General features: G+C 62.0%; 24 protein-coding genes. 10 read left to right on the top strand and 14 right to left on the bottom strand.

Going from position 1 to position 24,403, the window contains the following annotated elements; genetic code table 11:
• Nucleotides 1–197 precede the first annotated feature (197 nt).
• The 5 genes from ACIROY_RS02160 (at nt 198) to ACIROY_RS02180 (ending at nt 6,651) form a co-directional block, all read left to right on the top strand.
• Complete coding sequence (locus ACIROY_RS02160) at nt 198–1,358, top strand: acyl-CoA dehydrogenase family protein (protein ID WP_402339262.1); 1,161 nt, start codon at nt 198–200, stop codon at nt 1,356–1,358.
• On the top strand, nt 1,355–2,137 hold the full coding sequence (locus ACIROY_RS02165) for an enoyl-CoA hydratase (protein ID WP_402339264.1): 783 nt from the start codon (nt 1,355–1,357) through the stop codon (nt 2,135–2,137). The genes ACIROY_RS02160 and ACIROY_RS02165 overlap by 4 nt, the downstream gene beginning before the upstream one ends.
• 205 nt (nt 2,138–2,342) lie before the next feature.
• A complete protein-coding gene (locus ACIROY_RS02170; RefSeq protein ID WP_402339266.1) occupies nt 2,343–3,026 on the top strand; it encodes a Type 1 glutamine amidotransferase-like domain-containing protein in 684 nt (227 codons plus the stop codon).
• A gap of 61 nt (nt 3,027–3,087) precedes the next feature.
• A complete protein-coding gene (locus ACIROY_RS02175) occupies nt 3,088–4,224 on the top strand; it encodes a mechanosensitive ion channel family protein (protein WP_402339269.1) in 1,137 nt (378 codons plus the stop codon).
• A gap of 60 nt (nt 4,225–4,284) precedes the next feature.
• Nucleotides 4,285–6,651, top strand: coding sequence for a DNA polymerase II (locus tag ACIROY_RS02180; RefSeq protein ID WP_402340130.1), 2,367 nt, complete (start codon nt 4,285–4,287; stop codon nt 6,649–6,651).
• On the opposite strand, the gene ACIROY_RS02185 is transcribed toward ACIROY_RS02180, so the two are convergent.
• Complete coding sequence (locus tag ACIROY_RS02185) at nt 6,648–7,667, bottom strand: NAD(P)-dependent alcohol dehydrogenase (protein WP_402340133.1); 1,020 nt, start codon at nt 7,665–7,667, stop codon at nt 6,648–6,650. The genes ACIROY_RS02180 and ACIROY_RS02185 overlap by 4 nt on opposite strands.
• A 141-nt stretch (nt 7,668–7,808) precedes the next feature.
• Here ACIROY_RS02185 and ACIROY_RS02190 point away from each other — a divergent pair, with 141 nt between their 5' ends.
• Nucleotides 7,809–8,786, top strand: coding sequence for a LysR substrate-binding domain-containing protein (locus ACIROY_RS02190; protein WP_402271675.1), 978 nt, complete (start codon nt 7,809–7,811; stop codon nt 8,784–8,786).
• A gap of 46 nt (nt 8,787–8,832) precedes the next feature.
• On the opposite strand, the gene ACIROY_RS02195 is transcribed toward ACIROY_RS02190, so the two are convergent.
• From ACIROY_RS02195 to phnD, 8 genes are all read right to left on the bottom strand, one after another.
• Nucleotides 8,833–9,516: a DUF1120 domain-containing protein gene (locus tag ACIROY_RS02195; RefSeq protein WP_402271673.1), complete on the bottom strand. Its 684-nt coding sequence runs from the start codon at nt 9,514–9,516 to the stop codon at nt 8,833–8,835.
• Between the two features lie 250 nt (nt 9,517–9,766).
• Nucleotides 9,767–9,964 (bottom strand): hypothetical protein, encoded by a 198-nt coding sequence (locus ACIROY_RS02200; RefSeq protein ID WP_029363050.1) that lies wholly within the window; start codon nt 9,962–9,964, stop codon nt 9,767–9,769.
• Nucleotides 9,965–10,053: 89 nt separating this feature from the next.
• Nucleotides 10,054–10,779, bottom strand: coding sequence for a sulfite exporter TauE/SafE family protein (locus ACIROY_RS02205; RefSeq protein ID WP_402271670.1), 726 nt, complete (start codon nt 10,777–10,779; stop codon nt 10,054–10,056).
• Between the two features lie 87 nt (nt 10,780–10,866).
• Nucleotides 10,867–11,694 carry a phosphonoacetaldehyde hydrolase gene (gene phnX, locus ACIROY_RS02210; RefSeq protein WP_402339271.1) on the bottom strand — a complete coding sequence of 276 codons (828 nt, stop codon included), beginning with the start codon at nt 11,692–11,694 and terminating at the stop codon, nt 10,867–10,869.
• A 28-nt stretch (nt 11,695–11,722) separates the two neighbouring features.
• On the bottom strand, nt 11,723–12,820 hold the full coding sequence (psrA, locus tag ACIROY_RS02215) for an iron-containing alcohol dehydrogenase PsrA (protein WP_402339273.1): 1,098 nt from the start codon (nt 12,818–12,820) through the stop codon (nt 11,723–11,725).
• An 18-nt stretch (nt 12,821–12,838) separates the two neighbouring features.
• Nucleotides 12,839–13,690: a phosphonate ABC transporter, permease protein PhnE gene (gene phnE / locus ACIROY_RS02220; RefSeq protein WP_116432678.1), complete on the bottom strand. Its 852-nt coding sequence runs from the start codon at nt 13,688–13,690 to the stop codon at nt 12,839–12,841.
• Complete coding sequence (phnC, locus tag ACIROY_RS02225; RefSeq protein ID WP_402339275.1) at nt 13,687–14,496, bottom strand: phosphonate ABC transporter ATP-binding protein; 810 nt, start codon at nt 14,494–14,496, stop codon at nt 13,687–13,689. Before phnC ends, phnE begins: the two co-directional genes overlap by 4 nt.
• Nucleotides 14,493–15,365, bottom strand: coding sequence for a phosphonate ABC transporter substrate-binding protein (gene phnD / locus ACIROY_RS02230; protein ID WP_402339277.1), 873 nt, complete (start codon nt 15,363–15,365; stop codon nt 14,493–14,495). The genes phnC and phnD overlap by 4 nt, the downstream gene beginning before the upstream one ends.
• Before the next feature lie 156 nt (nt 15,366–15,521).
• Here phnD and ACIROY_RS02235 point away from each other — a divergent pair, with 156 nt between their 5' ends.
• Nucleotides 15,522–16,382, top strand: a complete 861-nt coding sequence (locus ACIROY_RS02235) for a LysR substrate-binding domain-containing protein (protein ID WP_402271658.1) — start codon at nt 15,522–15,524, stop codon at nt 16,380–16,382.
• Nucleotides 16,383–16,386: 4 nt separating this feature from the next.
• Here the strand turns inward: ACIROY_RS02235 and ACIROY_RS02240 are convergent, their stop codons facing one another.
• Nucleotides 16,387–17,178, bottom strand: coding sequence for an alpha/beta fold hydrolase (locus ACIROY_RS02240; RefSeq protein WP_402339279.1), 792 nt, complete (start codon nt 17,176–17,178; stop codon nt 16,387–16,389).
• 146 nt (nt 17,179–17,324) lie between these two features.
• Here ACIROY_RS02240 and ACIROY_RS02245 point away from each other — a divergent pair, with 146 nt between their 5' ends.
• Complete coding sequence (locus tag ACIROY_RS02245) at nt 17,325–17,531, top strand: hypothetical protein (protein WP_402271653.1); 207 nt, start codon at nt 17,325–17,327, stop codon at nt 17,529–17,531.
• A 98-nt stretch (nt 17,532–17,629) separates the two neighbouring features.
• Here ACIROY_RS02245 and ACIROY_RS02250 read toward each other — a convergent pair whose 3' ends face one another.
• A complete protein-coding gene (locus ACIROY_RS02250) occupies nt 17,630–18,151 on the bottom strand; it encodes a hypothetical protein (protein WP_402339281.1) in 522 nt (173 codons plus the stop codon).
• A gap of 61 nt (nt 18,152–18,212) precedes the next feature.
• On the opposite strand from ACIROY_RS02250, the gene ACIROY_RS02255 reads away from it, so the two are divergent.
• Both ACIROY_RS02255 and ACIROY_RS02260 read left to right on the top strand, forming a co-directional pair.
• Entirely contained in the window at nt 18,213–18,851 is a 639-nt protein-coding gene (locus ACIROY_RS02255) for a CYTH domain-containing protein (protein ID WP_402339283.1), read from the top strand.
• Nucleotides 18,852–19,047: 196 nt separating this feature from the next.
• Nucleotides 19,048–20,394 (top strand): MFS transporter, encoded by a 1,347-nt coding sequence (locus ACIROY_RS02260; RefSeq protein WP_402339285.1) that lies wholly within the window; start codon nt 19,048–19,050, stop codon nt 20,392–20,394.
• Here the strand turns inward: ACIROY_RS02260 and ACIROY_RS02265 are convergent.
• From ACIROY_RS02265 to mdlC, 3 genes are read right to left on the bottom strand one after another with little or no spacing between them, the layout of a single operon-like run.
• Entirely contained in the window at nt 20,383–21,315 is a 933-nt protein-coding gene (locus ACIROY_RS02265; RefSeq protein WP_402339287.1) for a ketopantoate reductase family protein, read from the bottom strand. The genes ACIROY_RS02260 and ACIROY_RS02265 overlap by 12 nt on opposite strands.
• Before the next feature lie 9 nt (nt 21,316–21,324).
• On the bottom strand, nt 21,325–22,776 hold the full coding sequence (locus tag ACIROY_RS02270) for an aldehyde dehydrogenase (RefSeq protein WP_402340135.1): 1,452 nt from the start codon (nt 22,774–22,776) through the stop codon (nt 21,325–21,327).
• Nucleotides 22,776–24,368 (bottom strand): benzoylformate decarboxylase, encoded by a 1,593-nt coding sequence (gene mdlC, locus ACIROY_RS02275; protein ID WP_402339289.1) that lies wholly within the window; start codon nt 24,366–24,368, stop codon nt 22,776–22,778. Before mdlC ends, ACIROY_RS02270 begins: the two co-directional genes overlap by 1 nt.
• Between the last annotated feature and the right edge of the window lie 35 nt (nt 24,369–24,403).

The following is a 24,403-nucleotide window of genomic DNA, read 5'->3' on the forward strand; positions in this document are numbered from 1 at the left end:
GATGCAAAGCAGTTTGGGATTGCTGCACACCGCGCGCTATTGACCGGATCTCTCAGCCATTACCCCATTTCGTGCACAATGACTGTCGTGAATGACGGCTTCAGCTTCAGCGCCAATGTCGCCCAGGCGACATCATTGGCGCTGCTTTTGCGTTAGTCTTTTGCCAAACAAGATAAAACAGACCTCAGGAGACAAGCATGGATTTTGAACTGAACGAAGACCAGTTGGCCTTCCAGGCCAGTGCGCGCGATTTCGCCGCCGGCGAGATGGCGCCGCATGCGGCCCGCTGGGACGAGGAATCGCATTTCCCCGTCGACGTCATCGCCAAGGCCGGCGAACTCGGTTTCTGCGCGCTGTACACGCCGGAGGAAGTCGGCGGCCTCGGCCTGTCGCGCCTCGACGCCACCGTGGTATTCGAAGAACTGGCCTACGCCTGTCCGTCGACGGCGGCGTTCCTGACGATCCATAACATGGTGAGCTGGATGATCGCCTCATGGGCCACGCCGGAAGTCAAGGCGACCTGGTGCGGCGACCTCGCGGCGGGCAAGAAGATCGGTTCTTATTGCCTTACCGAACCGGGTTCGGGCTCCGATGCCGCCTCGCTCAAGACGACCGCCAAGCTGGTCGACGGCCACTACATCATCAACGGTTCCAAGGCCTTCATCTCGGGCGCGGGCGCAACCGACGTGCTGGTGCTGATGGCGCGCACCGGCGGCGACGGCGCCAAGGGCGTCTCGGCCATCGTGGTGCCGGCCAATACACCCGGCATCAGCTACGGCAAGAAGGAAGTCAAGATGGGCTGGAACAGCCAGCCGACGCGCGCCATCAGCTTCGACAACGTCAAGGTGCCGGTCAATCATCTGCTCGGCGCCGAAGGCGAGGGCTTCAAGTTCGCCATGAAGGGCCTCGACGGCGGCCGCATCAACATCGCCACCTGTTCGGTCGGCGCAGCGCAGGCGGCGCTCGACGCGGCGCATGGCTACATGAAGGAGCGCACGCAGTTCGGCCGTCCGCTGGCCGACTTCCAGGCGCTGCAGTTCAAGCTGGCCGACATGCAGACCGAACTGGTCGCGGCGCGCCAGATGGTGCGCCTGGCTGCGGTCAAGCTTGATTCAAAATCGCCCAACGCCACCACCTATTGCGCCATGGCGAAACGCTTCGCCACCGATCTCGGCTTCAAGATCTGCAACGAAGCGCTGCAAATCCACGGCGGTTACGGCTACCTCCGCGAGTATCCGCTGGAGCGCTATTTCCGTGACGTGCGCGTGCACCAGATCCTGGAAGGCACCAACGAAATCATGCGCGTGATCATCGCGCGCCATCTGCTTAGCAACGATTCCAACGAGGACATCCGATGACCAGTTACACCAATTTGCGACTTGAGAAAGATGGCCACACCGCCATCCTCACGCTGGCCAATCCACCGGCCAACACCTGGACGCGCGAGAGTCTGGTTGACCTCAAGCGTCTGGTCACCGACCTTAATGATGATCGCAACATCTACAGCCTGGTTGTCACCGGCGAGGGAGAGAAATTCTTTTCCGCCGGCGCCGACCTGAAACTGTTTGCCGACGGCGACAAGGCAGTGGCGCTGGAAATGGCGCGCCGTTTCGGCGAAGCGTTTGAGACTTTGAGCCAGTTCCGCGGCGTCTCGATTGCCGCCATCAACGGCTACGCCATGGGCGGCGGTCTTGAGTGCGCGCTGTCCTGCGACATCCGCATCGCCGAGACGCAGGCGCAGATGGCCTTGCCGGAAGCGGCGGTCGGACTGTTGCCTTGCGCCGGCGGCACCCAATTGCTGCCGCTGCTGGTCGGCGAAGGCTGGGCCAAGCGCATGATCCTGTGCGGCGAACGCGTCACCGCCGAAACGGCCTTGCGCATCGGCCTGGTGGAAGAAGTGGTTGAGAAGGGACAAGCGAAGCAACGCGCGCTGGAGCTGGCAAAGCAGGTCGACAAGCAGAGCCCGTCGAGCGTGGCCGCCAGCAAAAAGCTGATTCAAGGCGCACGTCATCAGCCGCCGATGGCCAACCTGCCGGTGGAGCGTGAACTGTTCATGGATCTGTTCAGCACCCAGGATCAAAAAGAGGGCGTCAATGCCTTCCTGCAAAAACGCAGTGCGGAATGGAAGAATGCCTGAGGCCGGAATATTGATCTGAAGTTGATGTTTTGCAAACAATCAAAAAGCCGAAAGTGAAAACTTCCGGCTTTTTTTGTGTTTCAACAGGTTGCGCTGCAATATATTTGGTCCTTGGCATGGCATGATTATGATCGTTCTATTTTTCTTTTGATGTTAATTTACTGGTAAGACCATTCAAGTTCGTACTTCCTGCAGTTATAAAAATATGAAACAGCAAATCATCACACTGGGCGGCGGCGGTTTTTCGACCGAGAGCGATCCGTCTCTCGACGAATACATCCTCAAGCAAGCCCGCACTGCGCATCCGCGCATCGGATTCGTGCCGACCGCCAGCGGCGATGCGCCGTCTTATCTCCTTAAATTCTATGCACGCTTTGCGGCGCTCGATTGCATGCCGACGCATCTGCCGTTCTTCGATCGCACGCCGGACCTGCGCGAATGGGCCATGGCGCAGGACGTGATTTTCGTCGGCGGCGGCAACACCAAGAGCATGTTGGCGGTGTGGCGCGCCTGGGGCTTCCCGGCGATCCTCAAGGAAGCGCTGCAAAGCGGCACCGTGCTGGCAGGCGTGAGCGCCGGCGCGATGTGCTGGTTCGAACACGGCGTGACCGATTCCAACGCCGGTGTGCTGGCGCCGCTGGATGGCCTCGGCTTCCTGCGCGGCACCTGTTGCCCGCATTATTCCCATGAATCGGAACGCCGCCCGGCGTTCGAGGCTTTCGTGCGCGACGAAAAATTACCGGCCGGTGTGGCTGTTGATGACGGTGCGGCCTTGCACTTCATCGACGGCAAGCCGGTGCGCGTAGTGGCCGGCAGGTCGGGCGCCGGCGCCTACCTGGTCAGCAAGCAGGGCTCGGTGATGTTGGCAGATAGTCAAGCATCGCATTAAACCGGGGAACTGACGTCCCGCCCCGGCGATCTCCTTTCAGAGTCATGAACAGGAGTCGCCTATGGAAATACCTTACCTCAACAATCTTCAACCGGGGCCGCTGCAGTCAGGCGTGATCGTCGCGGTCGCCGCCGTGCTGGCGATCCTGCTGGCGATGATCGTGCATCGCATTGGCATCGTGGTGTTGCGGCGGCTGGTGCGCAACCGGCCGTTCACCACCAACGCCACCCGCATTGCGTTTCGCGCCAGCCAGGTCTGCGTGGCCTTGTTCGCCGTGCGCGTGGTGCTGACGGCAGCCCCCGACGATACGCCCGGACTGCGTTCGCTGTCCTATGTCTGCACGGTGGCGCTCATCGTCGCGCTGACCTGGTTCGTGATGAGGTGCATCGTGTCCGTCAGCGCCACCATCACCCAGCTGAATCCCTACGACGTCGCCGACAACCTCAAGGCCCGCCGCATCCTGACGCAGACGCGCGTGCTCACGCGCAGCGCGTATTTCATCACCGGTTTGCTGGGACTGGCCTTTGTGCTGCTGACCTTGCCCGGTGCGCGCCAGTTCGGCGCCAGTCTGCTGGCCTCGGCGGGCGTGGCCGGGCTGGTTGCCGGTATTGCAGCGCGGCCGGTGCTGGGCAACTTCATCGCCGGTCTGCAGATTGCGTTTTCACAGCCGATCCGCATCGACGACGTGCTGATCGTCAACGGCGAATGGGGCCGCGTGGAAGAGATCACCGGCACCTTCGTGGTCGTGCGCATCTGGGATGAGCGCCGCATGATCGTGCCGCTGCAATGGTTCATCGAAAATCCCTTCGAGAACTGGACTCACACCTCGTCGACCATCCTCGGCACCGTGTTTTTGTGGCTCGATTTCAAAGTACCGTTGGAGGCGCTGCGGACCGAGTTCGAGCGCGTCTGCAAGGCAGCGCCACAATGGGACGGGCGTGTCTGCGTCCTGCAGGTGACTGATTCGAACGAGCGCGCGATGCAGGTGCGCATGCTGGTCAGCGCGCAGAATTCAGGCAACGCCTTTGACCTGCGTTGCGCCATCCGCGAATCGATGATCGCCTTCATCGCCGAACATCATCCTGAGGCCTTGCCGCGCCTGCGCTCGGCGATTGATCCGGTTGAACTGACACCATCCACTTTGGCCGACGCCGGAGTGCACGACAAGATATTGGATGGCGCGCCGATGCAGCGCTGACTTGGCTGGAATCGCCTATACTTGCGCGATTCCAAAAACTGGCAGCAAGGCAGCAGTAACGTGACGCAACGACGAGCAGGTTTTCTCCTCACCAGGCACTGGCGCGACACGCCGGCCGGGACTGAAGTCGAGTTCTGGCTGGCGACCGATGACGGGCCGCAACTGGTGCGCCTGCCGCCGCAGCATTCCGTCGCTTTCATCCCTGCAGAACAGCGCGAACAAGCCGAAGCGCTGCTGCGCAACGAGCGCGAGGTCGAGTTGCGGCCGTTGCAGCTGACCGACTTTTCGCACCGTCCGGTGCTGGGGTTGTATTGCCGCCAGCATCGGCAGTTGATCAAGATCGAGAAGCAGTTCCGGGACTACGGCATCGCCATTTACGAGGCTGATATCCGTCCGCCGGAACGTTATCTGATGGAGCGATTCATCACGGCGCCGGTGCTGTTCAGCGGCGACGCCAACGGCGCCGGGCCGCTGCTCAACACGCAACTCAAACCGGCGCCCGACTACCGTCCGCAACTGAAGCTGGTGTCGCTCGACATCGAGACGACCATGGGCGGCGATTTGTATTCGATCGCGCTGGAAGGCTGCGGCCAGCGCCAGGTCTACATGCTGGGCCCGCCCAATGGCGATGCCGGCGGGCTTGATTTCGACATGGAGTATTGCGACAGCCGCGCGCAGATGCTGGAAAAACTGAATCAATGGATGGCGCAGCACGATCCCGACGCCATCATCGGCTGGAACGTGGTGCAGTTCGACTTGCGGGTGTTGCGCGAGCATGCCGCGCGCTTCGGCATCCCGCTGCGGTTCGGCCGCGACGGCAGCGAGCTGGAATGGCGCGAGCACGGCTTTCAGCAGAATCATTACTTCGCCTCGGCGGCGGGGCGGCTGATCATCGACGGCATCGAAGCGCTGCGCTCGGCGACCTGGAGTTTCCCGTCGTTCAGCCTGGAGTCGGTGTCGCAGACCCTGCTCGGCGAGGGCAAGGCGATCAACAATGCCTACCAGCGCATGGACGAAATCGACCGCCGTTTTTCCGAAGACAAGCCGGCGCTGGCGACCTACAACCTCAAGGATTGCGAACTCGTCACGCGCATCTTCGCCAAGACCGAATTGCTGAGCTTTCTGCTGGAGCGCGCCTCGGTGACGGGCTTGCCGGCAGATCGCAACGGCGGCTCGGTGGCGGCATTCGCCCATCTCTACATGCCGCACATGCATCGGCTTGGATTCGTCGCGCCGAACCTGGGCGATACGCCGGGCGAGCCGAGTCCGGGCGGCTTCGTGATGGATTCGCAAAGCGGCCTGTTCGACTCGGTGCTGGTGCTCGACTACAAGAGCCTGTATCCGTCCATCATCCGCACCTTCCTGATCGATCCGGTCGGCCTGATCGAAGGACTGGCGCATCCGGGCGACGCCGACTCGGTGCCGGGTTTTCGCGGCGCGCGCTTTTCGCGCAGCAAGCACAGCCTGCCGGCCATCGTCGAAAAGATCTGGCAAGGCCGTGAAGTCGCCAAGCGCCGGCAGAACAAGCCTTTGTCGCAGGCGCTCAAGATCATCATGAATTCGCTCTACGGCGTGCTCGGCTCGACCGGTTGCCGCTTCTTCGATGCGCGCCTGGCGTCGTCGATCACGATGCGCGGCCACGAGATCATGCATCGCACGCGCGAGCTGATCGAAGAACAAGGTTATGAAGTCATCTACGGCGATACCGATTCCACCTTCGTCTGGCTCAGGAAGGCGCACGACGAAGCGGCTGCCGACGCCATCGGCAACGCGCTGGTGCGGCACGTCAACGAGTGGTGGGCGGCGCATCTGCAGGAAACCTACGGCCTGGCCAACGCGCTCGAGCTGGAGTACGAAACCCACTACCGGCGCTTCCTCATGCCAAACGTGCGCGGCACCGATTTCGGCAGCAAGAAGCGCTACGCCGGCATGGTCATCAAGCCGGACGGCCGCGAAGAAATGGTCTACAAGGGACTGGAATCGGTGCGCACCGACTGGACGCCGCTGGCGCAGCAGTTCCAGCAGGAACTGTATCAACGGATTTTCCGACGCGAGCCCTACCAGGACTACGTACGCGACTATGTCGAACGCACGCTCAGCGGCGCACTCGACGACGCGCTGGTGTACCGCAAGCGCTTGCGGCGACCGCTGGATGCCTATGAGCGCAACGTTCCGCCGCACGTGCGCGCCGCGCGCATGGCCGACGAGTTCAACCGGGAACAGGGGCGACCGCTGCAATACCAGGACGGCGGCTGGATCAGCTACGTCATGACTACCGCCGGTCCTGAGCCGCTGGAGACGCGGCGCACCGCCATCGACTACGACCACTACGTCACGCGTCAGCTGCAGCCGGTGGCCGACGCCATCCTGCCGTTCTTGCAGGATGACTTCAGCGCACTGGTTGGTGGGCAGAAGGAACTGTTCTAGTCGGCCACCTTCACCACCACCTTGCCGAACTGCTTGCCGGATTCCAGGTGAGCGTAAGCCTGCGGCGCCTCATCGAAGGCGAACACGCGATCGACGATGGGACGCAGTTTTGTCGCGGCGATGAAATTGCTCAACTCATCCAGCATGGCGCGGCTGCCGACGAAAATGCCGCTGAGTCGCTTTACCCCTGCAATCAGCGCCAGCGGCTCGATGCTGGCGCCGCCGAAACCCGTCAATCCGCCGATCACCGACACCACGCCACCCATGCGCGTAGCCGTGAGCGAGCGCGCGATCGTATCTTCGCCGCCGACTTCGACGGTGAGGTCGACGCCGCGGCCGCCGGTCAGTCGCAGTACTTCGTCCTGCCACTCCGGCGTGGTCCGGTAGTTGATGGTCTCGTCGGCGCCGAGCTCACGCGCGCGCGCCAGCTTGGCGTCGCTCGACGAGGTGATGATCACACGCAAGCCGGCCGCCTTGGCGACTTGCAGCGTGAATATCGAGAGTCCCCCCGTGCCTTGCAGCAAGACCGTCGCGCCCGGCAGCAGTCCGCCGTCGCTGAACAGCGTGTTCCAGGCGGTCGTGCCGACGCAGGACAGCGTAGCCGCTTCGGCGTAGTCGAGATGGGCGGGAATCGCGACCAGTGTGTCTTGCGGCGCCACGAAGAATTCCGCCAGCGTGCCGTTGATGTGCGTGCCGAACGCAGCTGCGGTCTTGTACGGGTCCGGCTTGCCGTCGATCCAGCTTTCAAAGTAACTGTGCGTAACGCGGTCGCCGACGGCAAAACGCGTCACGTCCGCGCCGACTGCGACGATCTCGCCCGCGCCGTCGCCGGCCGGCACCAGCGGCGCCTCGGCCAGGTTGATGTAGTTGCCGCGCGCATACATCAGGTCGCGGTAGTTGAGCGCGGCGGCGTGGGTCTTGATCAGCACTTCATGCGGACGCGGCTGCGGTGTCGCGATGCGCGTGAGCGCCAGTTCGGCGACGCCGGCGCCGGGGCGCAGTTGATAGGCTTTCATGGTGGAGAGGCTCATGGTGGCTCCGAAAAAATGTTGCAGGGAAGGCGGTGCAAAAATTTCACCGAGCAGCTACGATATAAGAGATGTTATGGAAGCATTGGATAGAATTCGATCAATCATTGATTCTGAAATGGAACCAATATGAATGAACGCCTGGATGGGATTTCAGTTTTCGTCGACGTTGCCGAAGCCGGCAGTTTTGCGCTGGCGGCGCAGCGCCTCGGGGTCACGCGCTCGGCGGTCGGCAAGATCGTCGCGCGGCTGGAGCAGCGACTCGGCGTCCGGCTGTTCGTGCGCACTACGCGCCGCCAGACGCTGACCGAGGACGGCCAGATTTATTACGAACGCTGCCTGCGCGCTCTGGCTGAACTGGAGGCCGCCGAGGAAGCCTTTGAAGGCGGACGCCGGGCGCCGGCCGGGCGTTTGCGCATCAGCGTACCGGTCTTGCTGGGGCGGCATTGCATCGCGCCGGTGATGCTGCGCCTGATGCAGAAATATCCGTCGCTGCAGATCGAGATGTCGTTCAACGACCGCGTCGCCGATCTGGTGGAGGAGGGCTACGATCTTGCCGTCAGGGTCGGCACGCTGCCCGACAGCGGCAAGCTGGTGGCGCGACGTTTGGGCGTGCAGCGCATGGGCATTTGCGCGTCGCCGTCCTATCTCGCGCAGCATGGAACGCCGGTGAATGCGGAGCAACTGGCGCAGCATGCGGGCATCGCCTACAACAACGGCGGCCGCGATGCACCATGGGAGTTGCAAGGCGACGATGGTGAAATACATGAAGTCAGGGCGGACTGCCGTCTGCATCTGGACGATTTGCAGGCCATCAACGATGCGGCCGTCGCCGGAGCTGGCCTGGCGTGGCTGCCGTGCTGGATGATCCTGCACGAATTGCGCCAGCAGCGTCTGTCGCTGGTGATGGGCGCGGATCAACTGGTGGCGAGTCCGATCCACGTGGTGTGGCCGCAAGCGCGCCACTTGCCGTCCAAGGTGCGCGTCGCGATCGATGCGCTGGTGGAAGAGGTGCCGCCGCTGTTGGGACAGGACGAGGTGCTGGCGAACTATCCCGCCACGCTGCTGCAGACGCAAAAAAGCCCGCCGGTGGAACTGGCGGGCTAACAGGAGCTAATGGAAGCTAACAGAGGACTACCGCTAAAAACGGTGATTACAGATACTGCACTTCAATCGTGGCCGAGCCGTCGAGGTCGATGTTCTGCGTCAGCGGCAGGTTGGCGCCCTTGTCCAGAACAGCGGTGACGCCCAGGTTGCCGGAGATGGTCTTGTACGAACCGGGCACGGTCGAACCGCTGGCGGAGAACGACTGGCGGCCGGTGCCGTCAGCGTTGAAGCGGCCGTAGGTCGACTTGGCCCAGGTGTTGTTGTTGGCGGCGTCGGCGACGACATCAGGGGTAGCGCCATCAGCGGTGAACGAACCGACGATGGAGCGCACGCTGTAGGCGCCGATGTTCTTGCCGCCAGCAGCGCCCAGACCGTAGGCATGCTTGTCGGCCAGATTGGAGTTGATCGCAGTCATCAGGCCGGCGACGACGGTGGACGCCTTGTTGTCGATGGCGCGCACGGCAACCTTGGTTGCTGCATCGCAAGTGACGGTGAAGGCGATGGTTTTTTCATCCAGTACGTTCGGTGCGGTGGCGCTCAGGCCCTTGGCGGCGATGGTGCCGTAGTCGACCACGTTGGTGCCGGTGAAACTAGGTGTACAGGCCGAAGGGCGGATCACGCCTTTGACCTTCAGTTCAGCGGTGTCGGCGGCTTGCGCAGCGAAGGACACCAGCAGGGACGCCGACAGTGAAGCAGCCAGGGCGGAGAAGAGGGCGATTTGCTTGTTCATGATCGTTTCCTTAAAGAGTCAAAATGGGTTCAATTCGGTTTGCATTCGTTGTGCCTGAGCACCTTGTGTTTGCTTAAGCAGTGAAGCCATTTTGACGATTTAAAGATCGGATTTATATGAGAAAACTCTCAAAAAATCGGTGTTGCGGAAATGTGGAAATTACTAAGTTGGACTCCCGGCGCCAGGCCGGGAGCGGGATTGCAGAGGGATGAGAGAATTTCTGTTGCTTTGAGGAATTGGGGTGGGACGCTTAATTCAGCGCTTCCTTGGCAGCTTCTTCCGGCGTCAGGCCGTCATAAAACAGGTCAGTGAACCATTCGACTTCTTCCTCGATATGTTCTTGCGCCTGTTCCAACGTGGCGCCGCCTTTGACGAGGAATTTTTCGACTTCGGTACACCACTGAATGAGTGCTTCGGTTTCCGGATCGAGCTTTTCTTTCTTGGGCATGATGATTTCCTTGTTTCGTTATTGCAGGGGGTGTTATCCGGATGGTGTTGCAAGCATATGCCAAAGCGCGCCATTGTGCAGGAGCGAAATCAGCTCAGCGCCGCCCACAGCAGCGACAAACCCGATGCCAGCAGCAACAGGTCCAGCAGGCGCTGGAAATTGGCTTCGCTCATTTTCATGACGAAGACTTTGCCGACAAAGGTGCCGGCCATCAGCGACGCGCCCACCAGCACGCCTTGCAGGAACACCGACAAGGGCATCGCGCCGAGCTCACGGAAAGTCAGTACCTTGCTGACGTAGAGCAGCAATGAACTGGCCGCTTCGGTGGAGAGGAAAGCGCCCTTGCTGAGGCCGTAGGCGGTGAACACGGGTACGCTGAGCGGCCCGGTCGACAGCACGATGCCGGTCAGGTAGCCGATCAGGGCGCCGGCCAGCGCGAGCTGCCAGAGACGGATGCTGAAGTTGCGTTTTTTGACCCAGTGGCGGAACGGGATCATGACGATGAAGAACAAGCCGAGGCTGATGTCGATGAAGTGCGGCGGCAATTCCAGCAAGGTGCGCGCGCCCAGCGCCGCGGCCGGCACGCCGGGAATGGAGTACGCCAGGAAGGCGCGCCAGTCGACTACGCGCCACCACACCAGCACGCGCGACAGGTTGGCCATCACGGCGGCCACCGCCATGATGGGCACCGCCTGCTTGGGACCAAAGTTGTAAACCAGCACCGGCAACAGCATGATGGAAGAGCCGGTGCCGATGATGCCGCTGACCATGCCGGCAATCAGGCCGACGCTCAGGACGAAGATGTAAGCTGCCACAGGGTGTGTTCTGAAGGAGTTTTTATGGAATGCTGCGGCGGTATTGTACGCCGTCGTTCAGCACCCCGTTGGCGGCCGCGCTATTGACTAAGGACGTTCGCCGGCCTTGAGTCGCGTGGCGATCTCATTGACTACTGCCGGCAGGTCCGCCACCGAGTCGATGACGTAATGCGCGCCGGCTTCGCGCAGGCGCATTTCGGCCAGCGCCTTGAGCGCCTTGATCTGTTCCGGCGACAGCTGCGCCAGTTCGTCCTTGGTGCAACCGACTTCGTTGCCGGACAGCGAGACGCCGACGGTCCACATGCCGGCGTGGATGCCTTCTTCAATGCCGGGTACGGTGTCGTCGACCTTGATGCAGGCGGCGACGTCGCCGATCTTCAGCGCCAGCATGTTGGCCAGCGCCATGTAGGGACCGGGACGGCCGCCGGCTTCCAGTTCATCGCCGGCGATGACGTGGTCGGGCGCGATGCCTTCGGCCGCCGCCAGTGGCAGCAGCACGTCCAGCACCTGGCGCGGATAGCCGGAGCAGGAGCCGACTTTCAGGCCCTTGTTGCGCAGCCATGCCAGCATGTCGGCGGCGCCGTCGATGGCTTGCGAATACTCGCCGACCTTGGCGATCTGCATCGGCATGAAGCGCGCATAGATGGCGTCGACGTCGGCGTCGCTTGGAAGATTGCCGTGACATTCCTGCCATTGGCGGGCGATGTCAGGGTTGTCGAGCAGGGTGCGGATGTGCTGCCACTTGGACAGGCCCATCGGACCGCGCGCCTGCTTGAGCGAGATGTTCATGTCGAAGCTCTTGAAGGCATCGACGAAAATCTGCGTCGGCGCCAGCGAGCCGAAATCAACCAGCGTGCCGGCCCAGTCGAAGATCACCGCTTGCAGGTCGATGGAGGCGTGGAGGGGACGTGTCATGGGAATTCCTTTACGGTCAAAAATGCGATCAAGAGTGGATGGCGGCGATGAAATTGCGTCCGCGCGGACCTTGGAGTGCGCGTTGCACCAGCGCGTCCCAGGCTTCGGCGACGCCGTAGTGCGCGGGATCGGTGCTGACGCCGAGATGTTCCAGGAAGGCCGACAGGGTGGCGACGGCTTGCTGCGCATCGGCGGCGCCGAAGATGTCCAGCAGCAGGGCGTCGACGGCGTCATCGTTGCCGAAGGCCAGCGCCATCACATGCGGCAGCGAGAACGAGCAGGCGATGCCGTGGGCGACGCCGTGGTGCAGCGTGATGTCGTAGGACAGCGAATGCGCCAGCGCGGTCTTGGTGTTGGAAAACGCCAGGCCGGCTTGCAGCGCGGCGGTGGCCATGCGTTCACGCAGCGCCAGTTCGCGCGGATGCGCCATGAGGTCAGGCAAGGTCGCCACGATGTTGCGTGCTGCGGCGGCGGCCAGGCTGGAGGAGACCGGATTGCGGTTGACGTTCCAGATCGATTCCAGCGCGTGCGACAGCGCATCGAGGCCACTGGCCAGCGTAATGCCTTGCGGCAGGCTCAGCATCAGTTGCGGATCGATGATGGCGGCGGTCGGCCAGGTCCAGGTCTGGTGCAGCGAATACTTGCTGCCGGCATCGGCGTCCCAGATGGTAGCCCAGGGCGTGACTTCGCTGCCGGTGCCCGCGGTGGTGGGAATGGCGATCAGCGTCTTGGCGCCGTCGCCCGACAAAGGTGATCCATCATTTAAACCCTGTAAATGCGCCAGCAATTCATCGAAGCGGCCCGAAGGCGTGCGCGTCAGCATGGCCTTGGCGCAGTCGATGACGCTGCCGCCGCCGAAGGCGACGATGCAGTCGACATCGGCATGTTCTCGCCACACGCGTTCATACATCGCGGCCAGCCAGCTGACGTCGGGATTCGGTTGTACGGCGTTTTCAATACCGGCCAGTTGCGGGCCGAGCAATTGCGCGATGCGTGCCTCCAGTCCGAGTGCGGCGGCTTCGGGGAAAGTGATCAGCAGGGCGCGCCTGCCGTTGAGCAGCGCCGGCACTTGCGCCAGGCTGCCGCTGCCGGCCTGGATGGCGACCGGGTTGTGATAATTCCACATAAGGTTCTTTGCTAGAAATTAATGGGTCTTGCCGTCCTGGATCATCTGGCGCAGGCGGCTGGAGATGGTGTCGGCAACCACCACCATCAGCGTCACGACCACGATGCAGGTGGCGGTGTCCTGGTACTTGAACAGCTTCAGGCTGCTGACCAGTTCGAAGCCGAGGCCGCCGGCGCCGACCATGCCCAGCACGGTGGCCTGGCGCAGGTTGACTTCAAAGCGGTACAGCACGGTGGCGATCCATGCGGTGATGACTTGCGGCAGCACGCCGAAGACGATCACCTGCAACGGCCGCGCGCCGGTGGCGCGCAGGGCTTCCAACGGGCCGTCGTCGATTTCCTCAATGCTTTCGGCAAAGAACTTGCCGACCATGCCGATGCCGTGCAGCGCCAGCGCCAAGACGCCCGGGAAAGGACCGAGGCCGACCGCGGAGACGAACACCAGGGCCAGGATCAGCTCGTTGATGCTGCGCGTGACGTTGAGCATCTGGCGCACGGCCTGATAGACGACACGGTTGCGATTGAGGTTGCGTGCCGCCAGGAAGGACACGGGAATCGCGCCGATCACGCCCAGCAGCGTGCCCCAGATGGCGATCTGAACGGTTTCCACGGCGGGACCGACCAGATTGCCGAGGATCTTCCAGTTGGGCGGGAAGGAGCGGCTCAGGAAGTCGCCGATCTGTGGCAGGCCGTCGGCCAGTTCGCCCCAGCTCAGTTGCGTGCCTTGCGCGCTCCAGGCCAGGATGAAGGCGACTGCAGCCACGGCGGCGATCGACAGCAGCCAGGAGCGCAGGGTCAACGGGCGGGCGCCGGTCCAGACGTAGTCGTGATAGCTGGCGCGGTCCATTTGAGTAGACAAGGGCGTGCTCATGACAGGGCTCCTTCCAGGACCATTTCCGACGGTTGTCGCGCAGCGTATGTTTCGTCCTGCGCCTTGACCTGATCCAGACCGGAATAGATGAGATTGAGATGAGACTCGCGCAGCTCGTCGCCGCGGCCGTCGAACACCAGCTTGCCGCCGGCCAGGCCGACGATACGATCGCCGAACTCGCGTGCATAGTCGACCTGGTGCAGGTTGCAGACCACGGTGATGCCGAGTTCGCGGCAGGCGGCGCGCAGGTATTGCAGCACCAGGCGCGAGGTTTTCGGATCGAGGCTGGCGACCGGTTCGTCGGCGAGGATGACTTGCGGACGCTGCGCGAGGGCGCGGGCGATGCCGACGCGCTGGCGCTGGCCGCCGGACAGCGCATCGGTGCGCTGTTCCGCCTTGTGTTCCAGTTCGACGCGGCGCAGGCAGTCCATCGCCAGCGCCACATCCTGGCGGCTGAACAATTGCAGCACCGAGGCGATCGTCGAGGTCTGGCCGAGCCGGCCGGTCAGTACGTTCTTCAGTACCGACAGGCGCGGCACGACGTTGTGATGCTGGAAGATCATGGCCACTTGCTGGCGCAACTTGCGGATGTTGCCGTTGCGCGCATCGGTGGCGTCGAATCCGGCCGCCACCAGTTCACCGGAAGTGGGCGTGGCCAGACCATTGATACAGCGCAGCAAGGTCGACTTGCCGGCGCCGGACGGTCCCAGCACGACCAGGAATTCTCCGGGAGCGACATCGAGGTCAATGCCGCGCAGCACGGCATTGCTGCCGTATTGCTTGGTGAGCGAACGGATCTTGATCATTTCATTGCCTTGAGATCGAGATTGAGGATCTTGGCGGTATCGCGCACGATGTTGTAGGCGGCGTCATTGGTCGGCACGAAGCCGTTGAGCACGCCCTGGTCGCCCCATTCGACGTTCTTGATGTTGGCGAAAGCGGCGGCGATCTTCTTCTTCAGCTCAGGATCGAGATCCTTGCGCCAGACCATCGGCGACTCCGGAATGTCCGGCGAGGTCCAGACGATGTTGAAGTCGCTTTGCTTGACCACGCCCTTGGCGATGGCGGCGGCCAGGATGCGGTCGGCCACGGCGGCGGCGTCGACCTTCTTGTTGGCGACGGCGAGGATGCTGGCGTCATGCGAACCGGAGAAGATCACGCGCGAGAAATACTTGTTCGGCTCGACGCCTTGCTTTTGCAGGCCGGCGGTCGGGAACAGATGGCCGGAGGCCGACGACGGATCGACGAAGGCCATGGTATGGCCCTTGAGCGCGGCGACGCTGTCGATGCTGCTGTCCTTGCGCACGATGATCAGGCTCTTGTAGGCGCTCTTGCCGGTCTTCTTGGTTTCAGCCACGGAGAAGGCTTCGACGTTGGCGATCGAGGTCGCCAGCACGTAGGAGAACGGGCCGAGGTAGGCGACGTCGAGCTTCTTCGAGCGCAGCGCTTCGATGATGCCGTTGTAGTCGGTGGCGATAAAAGGCTTGACCGGCATGCCCAGTTGTTCTTGCAGGCTGTCGATGACCTTCTTGCTGTTTTCCAGCATGGCTTGCGAATCTTCGGCGGGGATCAGGCCGACGGTCAGCTGTTGGGGCTGGGCGGCGAACGAGACTGAGGCCGAAACCAAGCTGAGGCACAAGGCCACAGGGCGTAACAAGGCGGAAAGGCGTTTCATGATGCTCCTGGCGGTAGTGATGCTGAGGAAGGTCCGCCGCGGACGGCGCGTCCAGGCGGGTTTTTGTTCATGACCGCAAGATTAAGGCGCTTTTGTGACGTCTTTATTATCGATATAATCAGGAGATTGACGCTTACCTATTGATTGGATCTATAGATGACGCCTTCGCAACTACGTGCTTTCCTCGCCGTCGCCCGCAATCGCGGCTTCAGCGCCGCCGCGCGTACGCTCGGCGTGAGTCAGCCGACGCTGACCTCGCAGGTGCAGGCGTTGGAGCGCCAGCACAATGTGGAGCTTTTCTATCGGCGCGGCCGCAGACTTGATCTGACCGACACCGGCCAGCGCCTGTTGCCGATCGCACAAAAGATCGCCGAGCTCGAACTTGATGCTTACAACCTGCTGTACAACTCCGGCGTGCTCAATATCGGCCATCTGAAGCTGGGTGCGGTGGGGCCGTTCCACGTGATCGAAATGGTCGACGCCTATCGCCGCAAGTTTCCCAATGTCGAGCTGTCGATCCGTATGGGCAATTCGGCCGAGACCATGGCCGATCTGGAAAACTACGTCACCGACGTCGCCGTCCTGGCCAGCTTCAACGACGATCCACGCTTCGTGGCGGTGCCGTACGCCGACCATGCGATCGTGGTGTTTGCCCATGTCGATCATCCGTTTGCCAAGCGCGATTCAATCACCTTGCAGGATTTGCACGGACAGCCGATGGTGATGCGCGAGCAGGGTTCAACCACCCGGCTGGCGCTGGAGAAGGTGTTGAAGGAAGCCGACGTCATGCCGCGCGTGGTGATGGAGATCGGCAGCCGCGAAGCGCTGCGCGAGGCGGTGGCGCGCGGCATCGGGCTGGGGGCGGTGTCGGAGGCGGAGTTCGTGCCGGATCCGCGCTTGAAATTGCTGCGGATCGAAGGCAATCCGGTCAGCACGCATACCTACATCTATTGCCTGGCCGATCGCAAGGACAGCCGGCTGGTGGCGTCGTTCCTGGAGCAGGTGGCGACGCTGTAAGTGTTCAAGTTGCTGCGGTCATGCGTTGCAGGATGAAGTCGCACATCAGGTCGAGCACCGCCTGCGGCTGCTCCTGGTGCGGGCTGTGGCCGCAATCGGGCAGCATGGCTTTGTGCGCCGGCGGACCGTTTTCTTTTGCTATTCCGGTCACGATGGCGTCAACCTGAGCCGGCGTGCCGTACTGATCGTCAATACCTTGCATGATCAGCGCCGGACAGGCGACACGCGGCAAGTCGGCCTCGATGTTCCAATCGGCAAAAGCCGGCGTAAGCCAGGTGTCGGACCACGCCTTGAAGATCTGTTCGGTCTTGTCGCCATGATATTTTTGCAGGCCCTTGAGCTTGCCATCGGCATAGGCGCGGTCGGCCACGCGGATTCCTTCCAGCGTCACCGGTTCGACAAAGACGTGCGCCGCTTCGGTGACGATCGCCTGCAGCAAGGGTGGACATTGTGCGGCATGCAACAAGGCGATGCTGCCGCCGTCCGAATGGCCGATCAGGATATAGGCTTGTCCGGGCAACAAGAGGGCCAGCACTTCCGGCAATTCGTCGAGCGCATAGCGATGCAGATAATCCGCTGCACGGGTTTGTTGCAGTGCATCGGAAAGGCCGTAACCAAGACGGTCGAAAAGCAGCCCGCGACAGCCGGTCGCCATACACAAACGCTGCGGAAAATCCTTCCACATTGCAGTGCAACCCAAACCTTCGTGGAGGAACACCAGCCAGGGTTTTGCTTGATCGCCTTCGATGATTTCGTAGTGGATTTGTTGTCGTTTGTTATTCGTCAGGAAAGGCATCGGGACCGGGTTTTGCGAGTCGTAAGAACGGCTAGTTTTCCATGTTTTTAAAACGCAGTGCAAATATCTTCAAATCTCTGCCGCGCACAAAAATAAATCTGCTATCTTTATAAACGGCACTGACCTGAAACCACGAGGAGACGCATATGGATTTGGTTGAAAAATTTGACGCCAAAGGCAAGACAGGAGGCGCTTATCACGTCGAGGTGTACCAGACGGAGATAGAAGAAGCCGATAAGGCCGCTCCGCCCGGACTCAAGACCTACAAGCTGGCTGACGGCCGCGCGCTCGATCCCTTGTCGGACGCCAAATTCAAGATTGTCCAGACCGGCGAAAAGATATACCGGGTCTGACAGAATAAAGAAGCGCGCAAGCGCAAGCTCAAACGGCAGACTTTTCGTCTGCCGTTTTTTATTGGATCAGGATTTTATTGCGTCAAGACTTCGCGTTCTTAACCTGAGGTCGGCTTGCGATAACCGCCTTCAACCCAGCGCTCGGCGCTGGCGGCGCTCAGTTTGAAGTTGGGAGCGACCTGCGCCTTGGCCAGCATCTCACCCATCTCATCCCAGGCCTTCAGATCGGCATACGGGAAGTCGTCATCGGGCACGATGTCCAGCGTCACCTTGATGCTGCCTTCGGGACCGTCCACGGTCACATGCTTGTGCAATTGCGCATGCAACTGCTGCTCGCTGCGGCGGCGGAATTCCGAGGCCGTCTTCACCAGCGTGTTGAAGGCGTTCTTGTCCATCGGTTTCGGGTTCTTCTTGTCGCGGCCCATGGTCCACGGACCGATCAGCGTCGGTTCGCGTTCACCTTCACGCGTCATCTCCACCGCCCAGCCGTCATCGTCGTCGTTCTTGATGATGCGCGCGGTCCAGCCTTCGTCACGCCACAGGCGCGGCTCCTGAATCACGTCGGAAATGTCGGTGATGGGTTCTTCGGTATCGGGGGATTCGGGCACGAGGTCGGACATGAGGGACTCAATGAAGCAAAGTCCGCCATGATACGACAGGTTTGCGGGTAAACTCCCGGCCATGGAAATCGAACTCAAATTACTTATCGCCACCGAAGATGTGGCGGCTTTCTGCGCCTTACCCCTGCTGCAGCAACACGCCGTCGCGGCGTCGGAATCTCAGGATCTGTTCAGTACCTATTTCGACACGCCCGCGTTGCATCTCAAACAACATCGATCGGCGTTGCGTGTGCGCAAGGCCGGCGCATTGTGGATCCAGGCCTACAAGGGCGGCGGCAGCGTCGCGGCGGGCCTGCATCAGCGCCATGAATGGGAATGCGAAGTGGCCGGACCGCGCATCGAGTTGGCGAAGCTGCTGCCGCTGGTCGACAATCCCGCTGCGCGCACCGCGCTGGAACTGCCCGGACTGGCGCAGCAGTTGGAGGAGGTCTTCACCACCAGTTTCCGCCGCACCGCCTGGCAGTTGCGCCTGCCGCAGGGCACTGAAGTAGAACTGGCGCTCGATCAGGGCGTGGTCGAGGCGGGTGGTCGTACGCTGCCGATCTGCGAGATCGAACTGGAACTGAAATCTGGCCAGACCGACGAACTGCTGGCGTTTTCGCAGGCGCTGCGGCAGGCGATTCCCCTTGCGCCGAGCAATGTCAGCAAGGCCCAGCGCGGCTTTGCCTTGCGCTTCCCGGGCAAGGACAGTTCGCTGTAACAGTGCTGTAACGGCGAATCAGCGCTGCAACAGTTTTTCCCAACAATTTTCCCCGACATTCGGATGGGGTCTCGTTCCTGCAGTGGCATGGATGCTGCTTGCCTGGAACAGGACGGCAAACTTCGCTGATTTGCACAGCAATGGTGCAAATCGAGGTGGCCGTCACGGATTCGATTCATCCAAGACAGGGGAGCCCATGAACACCATCGCCGCAGCCGCGCCTGCCAACATCGACATCGCCGTGGAAGAGCGCGACGTCACCTTCCGCCGCGTCATCTGGCGCATTGTCCCGTTCGTCACCCTGATCTGGTTCCTGGCCTGGGTCGACCGCGTCAATGTCGGTTTCGCCAAGCTGACCATGATGAGCGACCTGCAATGGTCGGATGCCGTCTACGGCGCCGGTGCGGGGATTTTCTTCATCGGCTACTTCATCTTTGAAGTGCCGAGCAACCTGGCGCTGCAAAAATTCGGTGCGCGCAAAACCATCATGCGCATCACCATCGGCTGGGGCATCACCTGCGTGCTGATGGCGTGGGTGCAGACCTCGACGCAGTTCTACGTCTTGCGCTTCCTGATGGGCGCGTTCGAAGCCGGCCTGCAACCCGGCGTGATCCTCTATCTGACCTACTGGCTGCCGACGCACCGGCGCGGCAAGGCGCTGGGGATTTTCGTGTCGGCCTCGGCGGTGTCGCTGGTGGTCGGCAGCCCGCTGGCGGCTTACATCATGGAGTTGTCGCAGGGCATGGGCGGCTACAAAGGGTGGCAATGGCTGTTCCTGATCGAAGGGACTCCGTCGATCCTGGCCGGTGCGGCGGCGTATTTCCTGTTGACCGATCGTCCGCGCGATGCGCGCTGGCTCAGCGAGCGCGAAAAGGAACACGTCGAAACCGAACTGGCCGCCGAAGACCAGGCGCTGGGTCCGCGCGAGCACAGCTTCTTTGCATCCCTGCGCAGCGCGCGCATGTGGGCGCTGATCGCCGTGTTTTTCTGCATCATCGCCGGCAACGCCACGCTGGTGTATTACGGCCCCAGCCTGGTCAAGGAAGTCGGCTTCACCGATATCAAGACGCTGGGCTGGGTAATGGGTGGGATTTATTGCTGCGGCTGGTTCGGAATGCTGCTCAACGGCTATCTGTCGGACCGCAACAAGGAAGTGCGTATCCACACTGCGGTGGCGGCGGCCATCGGTGCGCTGGGTTTGCTGCTGGCAGCGTATTTCCTGGGCGAGAAGAGCGCCGCAGGCGTGGTGTTTGCGCTGGCGTTGTCGTCGGCCGGCACGATGGGCGCGATTCCGGTGTTCTGGCAGTTGCCGGGACGCTTCCTGTCTGGCACGGCCATCGTGGTCGGCCTGGCGGTGATTAATTCGGTGGCCAACTTGGCGGGCTATTTTTCGCCGCAGCTGCTGGGCTACCTGAAAACCACCACCGGGCAATACGGCAAGGGCCTGACCACCATCGCCATTGTCGAGCTGATGGCGACGGTGATGATTTTTGCGTTCATCAGCAAGACGGCCCGGCTGGGGGAGCAGGCTTTAGCCAGATGAGTTGCCCGGCCTTCGTTCAATCATGCGCACCAGATGGCATAGCGTTTCGGTGACCGGGGCCGGCACTTGATGGGTGCGTGCCACGGCGGCAATGGCGCCGTTGATGGATTCGATCTCGGTAGCCCGTCCCTGCAGAATATCCTGCAGCATCGAAGGCTTGTGCTGCGCGTGTTCGACAAACACGGTGCGGATCGATTGCCAGATCGCATCCGCGTCGATCACAATGTTCTTGGCGCGGGCCACGTCCGCGGTCTCAGTGACGATCTGCCTGGCCAGAACGGGGCCGGACACGCTCGCGCCAACTTCGCCGACGGTCATGCCGGTGACGGCCGTCAGGCTGTTCATCGCGGCATTGAAGGCGACCTTTTCCCAAATGGCGCGTTCGACGTCGGCGTCCAGCGTGCAATTGAATCCGGCTTGGCACAACGCATCCGCTATCGCCTGCTGGGCATCGGAGCATAGACCGGCCACGCCGTAAATACGGATATAGCCGCTGCCATGCGATGACACATGGCCGGGACCTTTCAGGTCACTGGGGTAGTTGGTGACGCCGTGCATCAGCCGTTCAGCCGTGGCGAACCTGCCGAGGGTTTCAACATTTCCCAATCCGTTTTGCAAGGTGAGCAGGTACGTCTGTTCTCCAAGTAAATGACGGACGGATTCCAAGGCTGTCGCCGTATGCAGCGTCTTGGTAAAGACAATGACCAGATCCGGGTGGACATTGATATCGGCGGCGCTGCCGGCTTTTATCCGCACGGTGTGTTCGCCATCATCGCTGTGGAGTTTCAAGCCGGCGGCATTGATGGCCTCGATATGTTCACGCCATACGTCGACCAGCGCGACATCGTAGCCGGCTTGCGTAAGCCTGGCGCCGAACAGGCAGCCCATGGCGCCGGCGCCGAGAATCATGATTTTGTTCATCGGTGACTTTCAGAATGGATAGTGGCGAGGGGTGGTCTGCACTGTGACCCAGCGCAAATCGGTAAAAGCGTCGATGCCGGCCTTGCCGCCGAAATGACCTACGCCGCTGCCTTTGACGCCGCCGAAGGGCATCTGCGGTTCGTCGTGGACGGTGGCGCCGTTGATGTGGCAAATGCCGGATGCGATGCGCTGGGCGACACGCAACGCGCGCGCTGTGTCGCGACTGAAGACTGCAGACGACAGCCCATACTCGTTGTCGTTGGCGCAGGCAATGGCAGCGTCGTCACCACTGACGCGAACGATTCCCTTGACAGGACCGAACGATTCTTCACCGTAGATGTTCATGTCGGGCGTGACATGGTCCAGCAGGGTGGCCGGCATCAGCGTGCTGTCGGTTTTGCCGCCGCACAGTAACGTGGCGCCCTTGGCGACGGCGTCGTCGATCAGGGCATTGCAGCGGATGACCGTCGTTCGGTCGATGACCGAGCCGAGTACGACCGGCCCACGACGTGGATCGCCAAGGGACAATTTGCCAGCTTTGGCGGCCAGGCGCCGGACGAACTCGTCAGCGACCTTGTGATCGACAATGATGCGTTCGGTGGACATGCAGATTTGCCCAGAATTGGCGAAGGCGCCAAACGTGACCCCGTCGACCGCCGCATCCAGGTCTGCGTCGTCCAGCACCAGCAGCGGCGCTTTGCCGCCCAGTTCCAGTACGGCGGGCTTCAGGTGGCCGGCGCAATGTCGGGCGATGATTTTACCGATGCGCGTTGATCCGGTGAAGTTGACGCGCCGTACTGCGGGATGCGCGATCATTGCCTCCACTACGGCGGCAGCATCGTCCGGGGCGTTGGTGATGAAGTTGATCACGCCCTTGGGCAAGCCGGCTTCCTGCAACGCATCGATGATCAGGCCGTGCGTGGCCGGACACAATTCGGAACCTTTGAGGACCACGGTATTGCCGCAGGCCAGCGGCACCGCGATGGCGCGTACGCCGAGGATCACCGGCGCATTCCATGGCGCGATGCCCAGCACCACGCCGGCAGCCTGGCGGATGCCCATCGCCAAGCTGCCGGGAAGATCTGAGGGGATCACCTCGCCGCTGATCTGCGTGGTCAGGGCCGCGGCTTCGACCAGGATATTGGCAGCGAGTTGGACGTTGAAACCGGCCCAGATCGCGGACGCGCCGGTCTCCGCCGCCATGGCGGCGGCAAACGCATCGCCCTTTGCCTCCAGTGCATGCGCCGCTTTCAGCAGCAAGGCGCGGCGCTCTCCCGGGCCGGTTGCCGACCAGGACGGAAATGCCGCGGCCGCCGCATCTACCGCCCGGATGGCATCGCTGGCCGTGGCAGCCGGAGCGCGGGTTGCGACTTGCCCATCAAGGGGACTATGACGTTCGAAAGTGGCGCCATTGCCGGCCATGGTGCGCTCGCCGTTGATTGACATGGTGATGGTGTTCATCATGCGACCTCGATTTCGACTAAGACGGGGGTTGGTGAATTCAGGGCTTGCAGCAATGCTTCGCGCAGCGCAGATGCTTCCGACACGCGTACTGCGCTGCAACCCATGCCGTTGGCGAGCGCAACGAAGTCAATTGCCGGCAGTTCGGTTCCTTGCACGACGTCGGTTTCGGAAAAGCCGAATACCGGTGCGAAGTCCTGCAGCGCCGCATAGCGCCGGTTGTTGAGGATGACGAACGTCATCGGCAGCCTGGCTTGTGCCGCGCTCCACAGCGACTGGATCGAGTACATGCTGGAGCCGTCGCCGAAGATGCCGATGATGCGCGCGCCTGGCTTGGCCAGTGCGACACCGACTGCGGCGGGCATGCCGTAACCCAAGCCGCCGCTGTCCATCGTGAAGAAGCCCTCGCTGCGCGTGATCGGCAAATACTTCTGCATGACCGAGCGCGCGCTGGGGGCTTCTTCCACCACGATGTCGGAAGCTGCGCGGACCTCCGACAATGTCTGCAGTGCATAGGCGACCGAGATGACCTGAGACGGTTCGGCTCGCGGCGGGATGGCGCGCGCGGCCGGTAGCGGCCGAACCGGAGCGGATGGCCGCGCCAGCAAATCAAGTACGCTCAGGCGGATGCTGCCAAGCGCCGACGTCCCCAGCGGCGTCCAGGCTGCGGTCGCGGGATCGTCGGTGAGCTGGCAAAGCGTGGCACCCGGCGGGATGTGCGGTCCGTTGCCTTCGATGTGGTACGTGAACGCCGGCGCGCCGAGTGCAAAGATACAGTCGTGTCCTTCAAGCAGCTGCACGATTTTTTCGCGCATCGCGGGCAGGAAGCCGGCAAACAGACGATGGTTTTCCGGAAAGCTGCAACGTCCCGACATCGGGGCAGCCCAGACGCGCGCATGGTGTTTCTCGGCCAACTGCACCACCGCTTCCCACGCATTGTCGCGATCAACGGCCGCACCGACCACGAAGGCGGGACGCTGGCTGGCCTCGAGCGTCTTGCCGATCTGATCCAGCAGCAGCGGTTCCGCGCGGAGTTCGGTACTGACGCTGCGGGCGGACAGCAATTGCGCCGGCTGGTCCCAGTCATCAGCCGGGATCGAGATCAGGACCGGCCCGCGCGGCGGCATCATCGCGAGGTAGTAGGCACGGGCGAAAGCCAACGGGACGTCTTCGGCGCGCGCCGGTTCGATGCTCCATTTGACGTAGGGCTTGGGCAGTTCCGTCGCCTGCGCCGATGACAGAAACGGATCGAAAGGCAAGATGGATCGCGCCTGCTGGCCGGCGGTGATCACCATCGGCGTCCGGTTCTTGTGCGCGGTAAAGATATTCCCCATGGCATTGCCGACGCCCGCAGCCGAATGCAGGTTCACCAGCGAGGCATTGCGCGTGGCCTGCGCATAGCCGTCGGCCATGCCGACCACGACGGCCTCCTGCAAGCCCAGAACATAACGAAAATCCTCGGGAAAGTTTCGGAACATGGGCAATTCGGTAGAACCGGGATTGCCGAATACGGAGGTCATGCCGAATTGGCGCATCAAATCAATGACTGCATCTCGGACGGTAGTGGGGGCGGTAGGGGACAAAGGACTCACGGGACATTCTCCTGTTGGCAATGAGAGAGGGAGAG

It is taken from the genome of Herbaspirillum sp. NPDC101396, assembly GCF_044767365.1.
Taxonomy (GTDB): Bacteria; Pseudomonadota; Gammaproteobacteria; order Burkholderiales; family Burkholderiaceae_D; genus Herbaspirillum.

Excerpts from the sequence above, each read along its gene's own strand:
- ACIROY_RS02190 (WP_402271675.1), top strand. The coding sequence starts at position 7,809 with ATGAATGAACGCCTGGATGGGATTTCAGTTTTCGTCGACGTTGCCGAA.
- ACIROY_RS02165 (WP_402339264.1), top strand. The coding sequence starts at position 1,355 with ATGACCAGTTACACCAATTTGCGACTTGAGAAAGATGGCCACACCGCC.
- phnC (WP_402339275.1), bottom strand. The coding sequence starts at position 14,496 with ATGATCAAGATCCGTTCGCTCACCAAGCAATACGGCAGCAATGCCGTG.
- ACIROY_RS02170 (WP_402339266.1), top strand. The coding sequence starts at position 2,343 with ATGAAACAGCAAATCATCACACTGGGCGGCGGCGGTTTTTCGACCGAG.
- ACIROY_RS02260 (WP_402339285.1), top strand. The coding sequence starts at position 19,048 with ATGAACACCATCGCCGCAGCCGCGCCTGCCAACATCGACATCGCCGTG.
- phnE (WP_116432678.1), bottom strand. The coding sequence starts at position 13,690 with ATGAGCACGCCCTTGTCTACTCAAATGGACCGCGCCAGCTATCACGAC.
- psrA (WP_402339273.1), bottom strand. The coding sequence starts at position 12,820 with ATGTGGAATTATCACAACCCGGTCGCCATCCAGGCCGGCAGCGGCAGC.
- ACIROY_RS02200 (WP_029363050.1), bottom strand. The coding sequence starts at position 9,964 with ATGCCCAAGAAAGAAAAGCTCGATCCGGAAACCGAAGCACTCATTCAG.
- ACIROY_RS02235 (WP_402271658.1), top strand. The coding sequence starts at position 15,522 with ATGACGCCTTCGCAACTACGTGCTTTCCTCGCCGTCGCCCGCAATCGC.
- phnX (WP_402339271.1), bottom strand. The coding sequence starts at position 11,694 with ATGACACGTCCCCTCCACGCCTCCATCGACCTGCAAGCGGTGATCTTC.
- ACIROY_RS02245 (WP_402271653.1), top strand. The coding sequence starts at position 17,325 with ATGGATTTGGTTGAAAAATTTGACGCCAAAGGCAAGACAGGAGGCGCT.
- ACIROY_RS02195 (WP_402271673.1), bottom strand. The coding sequence starts at position 9,516 with ATGAACAAGCAAATCGCCCTCTTCTCCGCCCTGGCTGCTTCACTGTCG.
- ACIROY_RS02160 (WP_402339262.1), top strand. The coding sequence starts at position 198 with ATGGATTTTGAACTGAACGAAGACCAGTTGGCCTTCCAGGCCAGTGCG.
- ACIROY_RS02265 (WP_402339287.1), bottom strand. The coding sequence starts at position 21,315 with ATGAACAAAATCATGATTCTCGGCGCCGGCGCCATGGGCTGCCTGTTC.
- ACIROY_RS02175 (WP_402339269.1), top strand. The coding sequence starts at position 3,088 with ATGGAAATACCTTACCTCAACAATCTTCAACCGGGGCCGCTGCAGTCA.
- ACIROY_RS02255 (WP_402339283.1), top strand. The coding sequence starts at position 18,213 with ATGGAAATCGAACTCAAATTACTTATCGCCACCGAAGATGTGGCGGCT.
- ACIROY_RS02240 (WP_402339279.1), bottom strand. The coding sequence starts at position 17,178 with ATGCCTTTCCTGACGAATAACAAACGACAACAAATCCACTACGAAATC.
- ACIROY_RS02185 (WP_402340133.1), bottom strand. The coding sequence starts at position 7,667 with ATGAAAGCCTATCAACTGCGCCCCGGCGCCGGCGTCGCCGAACTGGCG.
- ACIROY_RS02250 (WP_402339281.1), bottom strand. The coding sequence starts at position 18,151 with ATGTCCGACCTCGTGCCCGAATCCCCCGATACCGAAGAACCCATCACC.
- ACIROY_RS02270 (WP_402340135.1), bottom strand. The coding sequence starts at position 22,776 with ATGAACACCATCACCATGTCAATCAACGGCGAGCGCACCATGGCCGGC.
- phnD (WP_402339277.1), bottom strand. The coding sequence starts at position 15,365 with ATGAAACGCCTTTCCGCCTTGTTACGCCCTGTGGCCTTGTGCCTCAGC.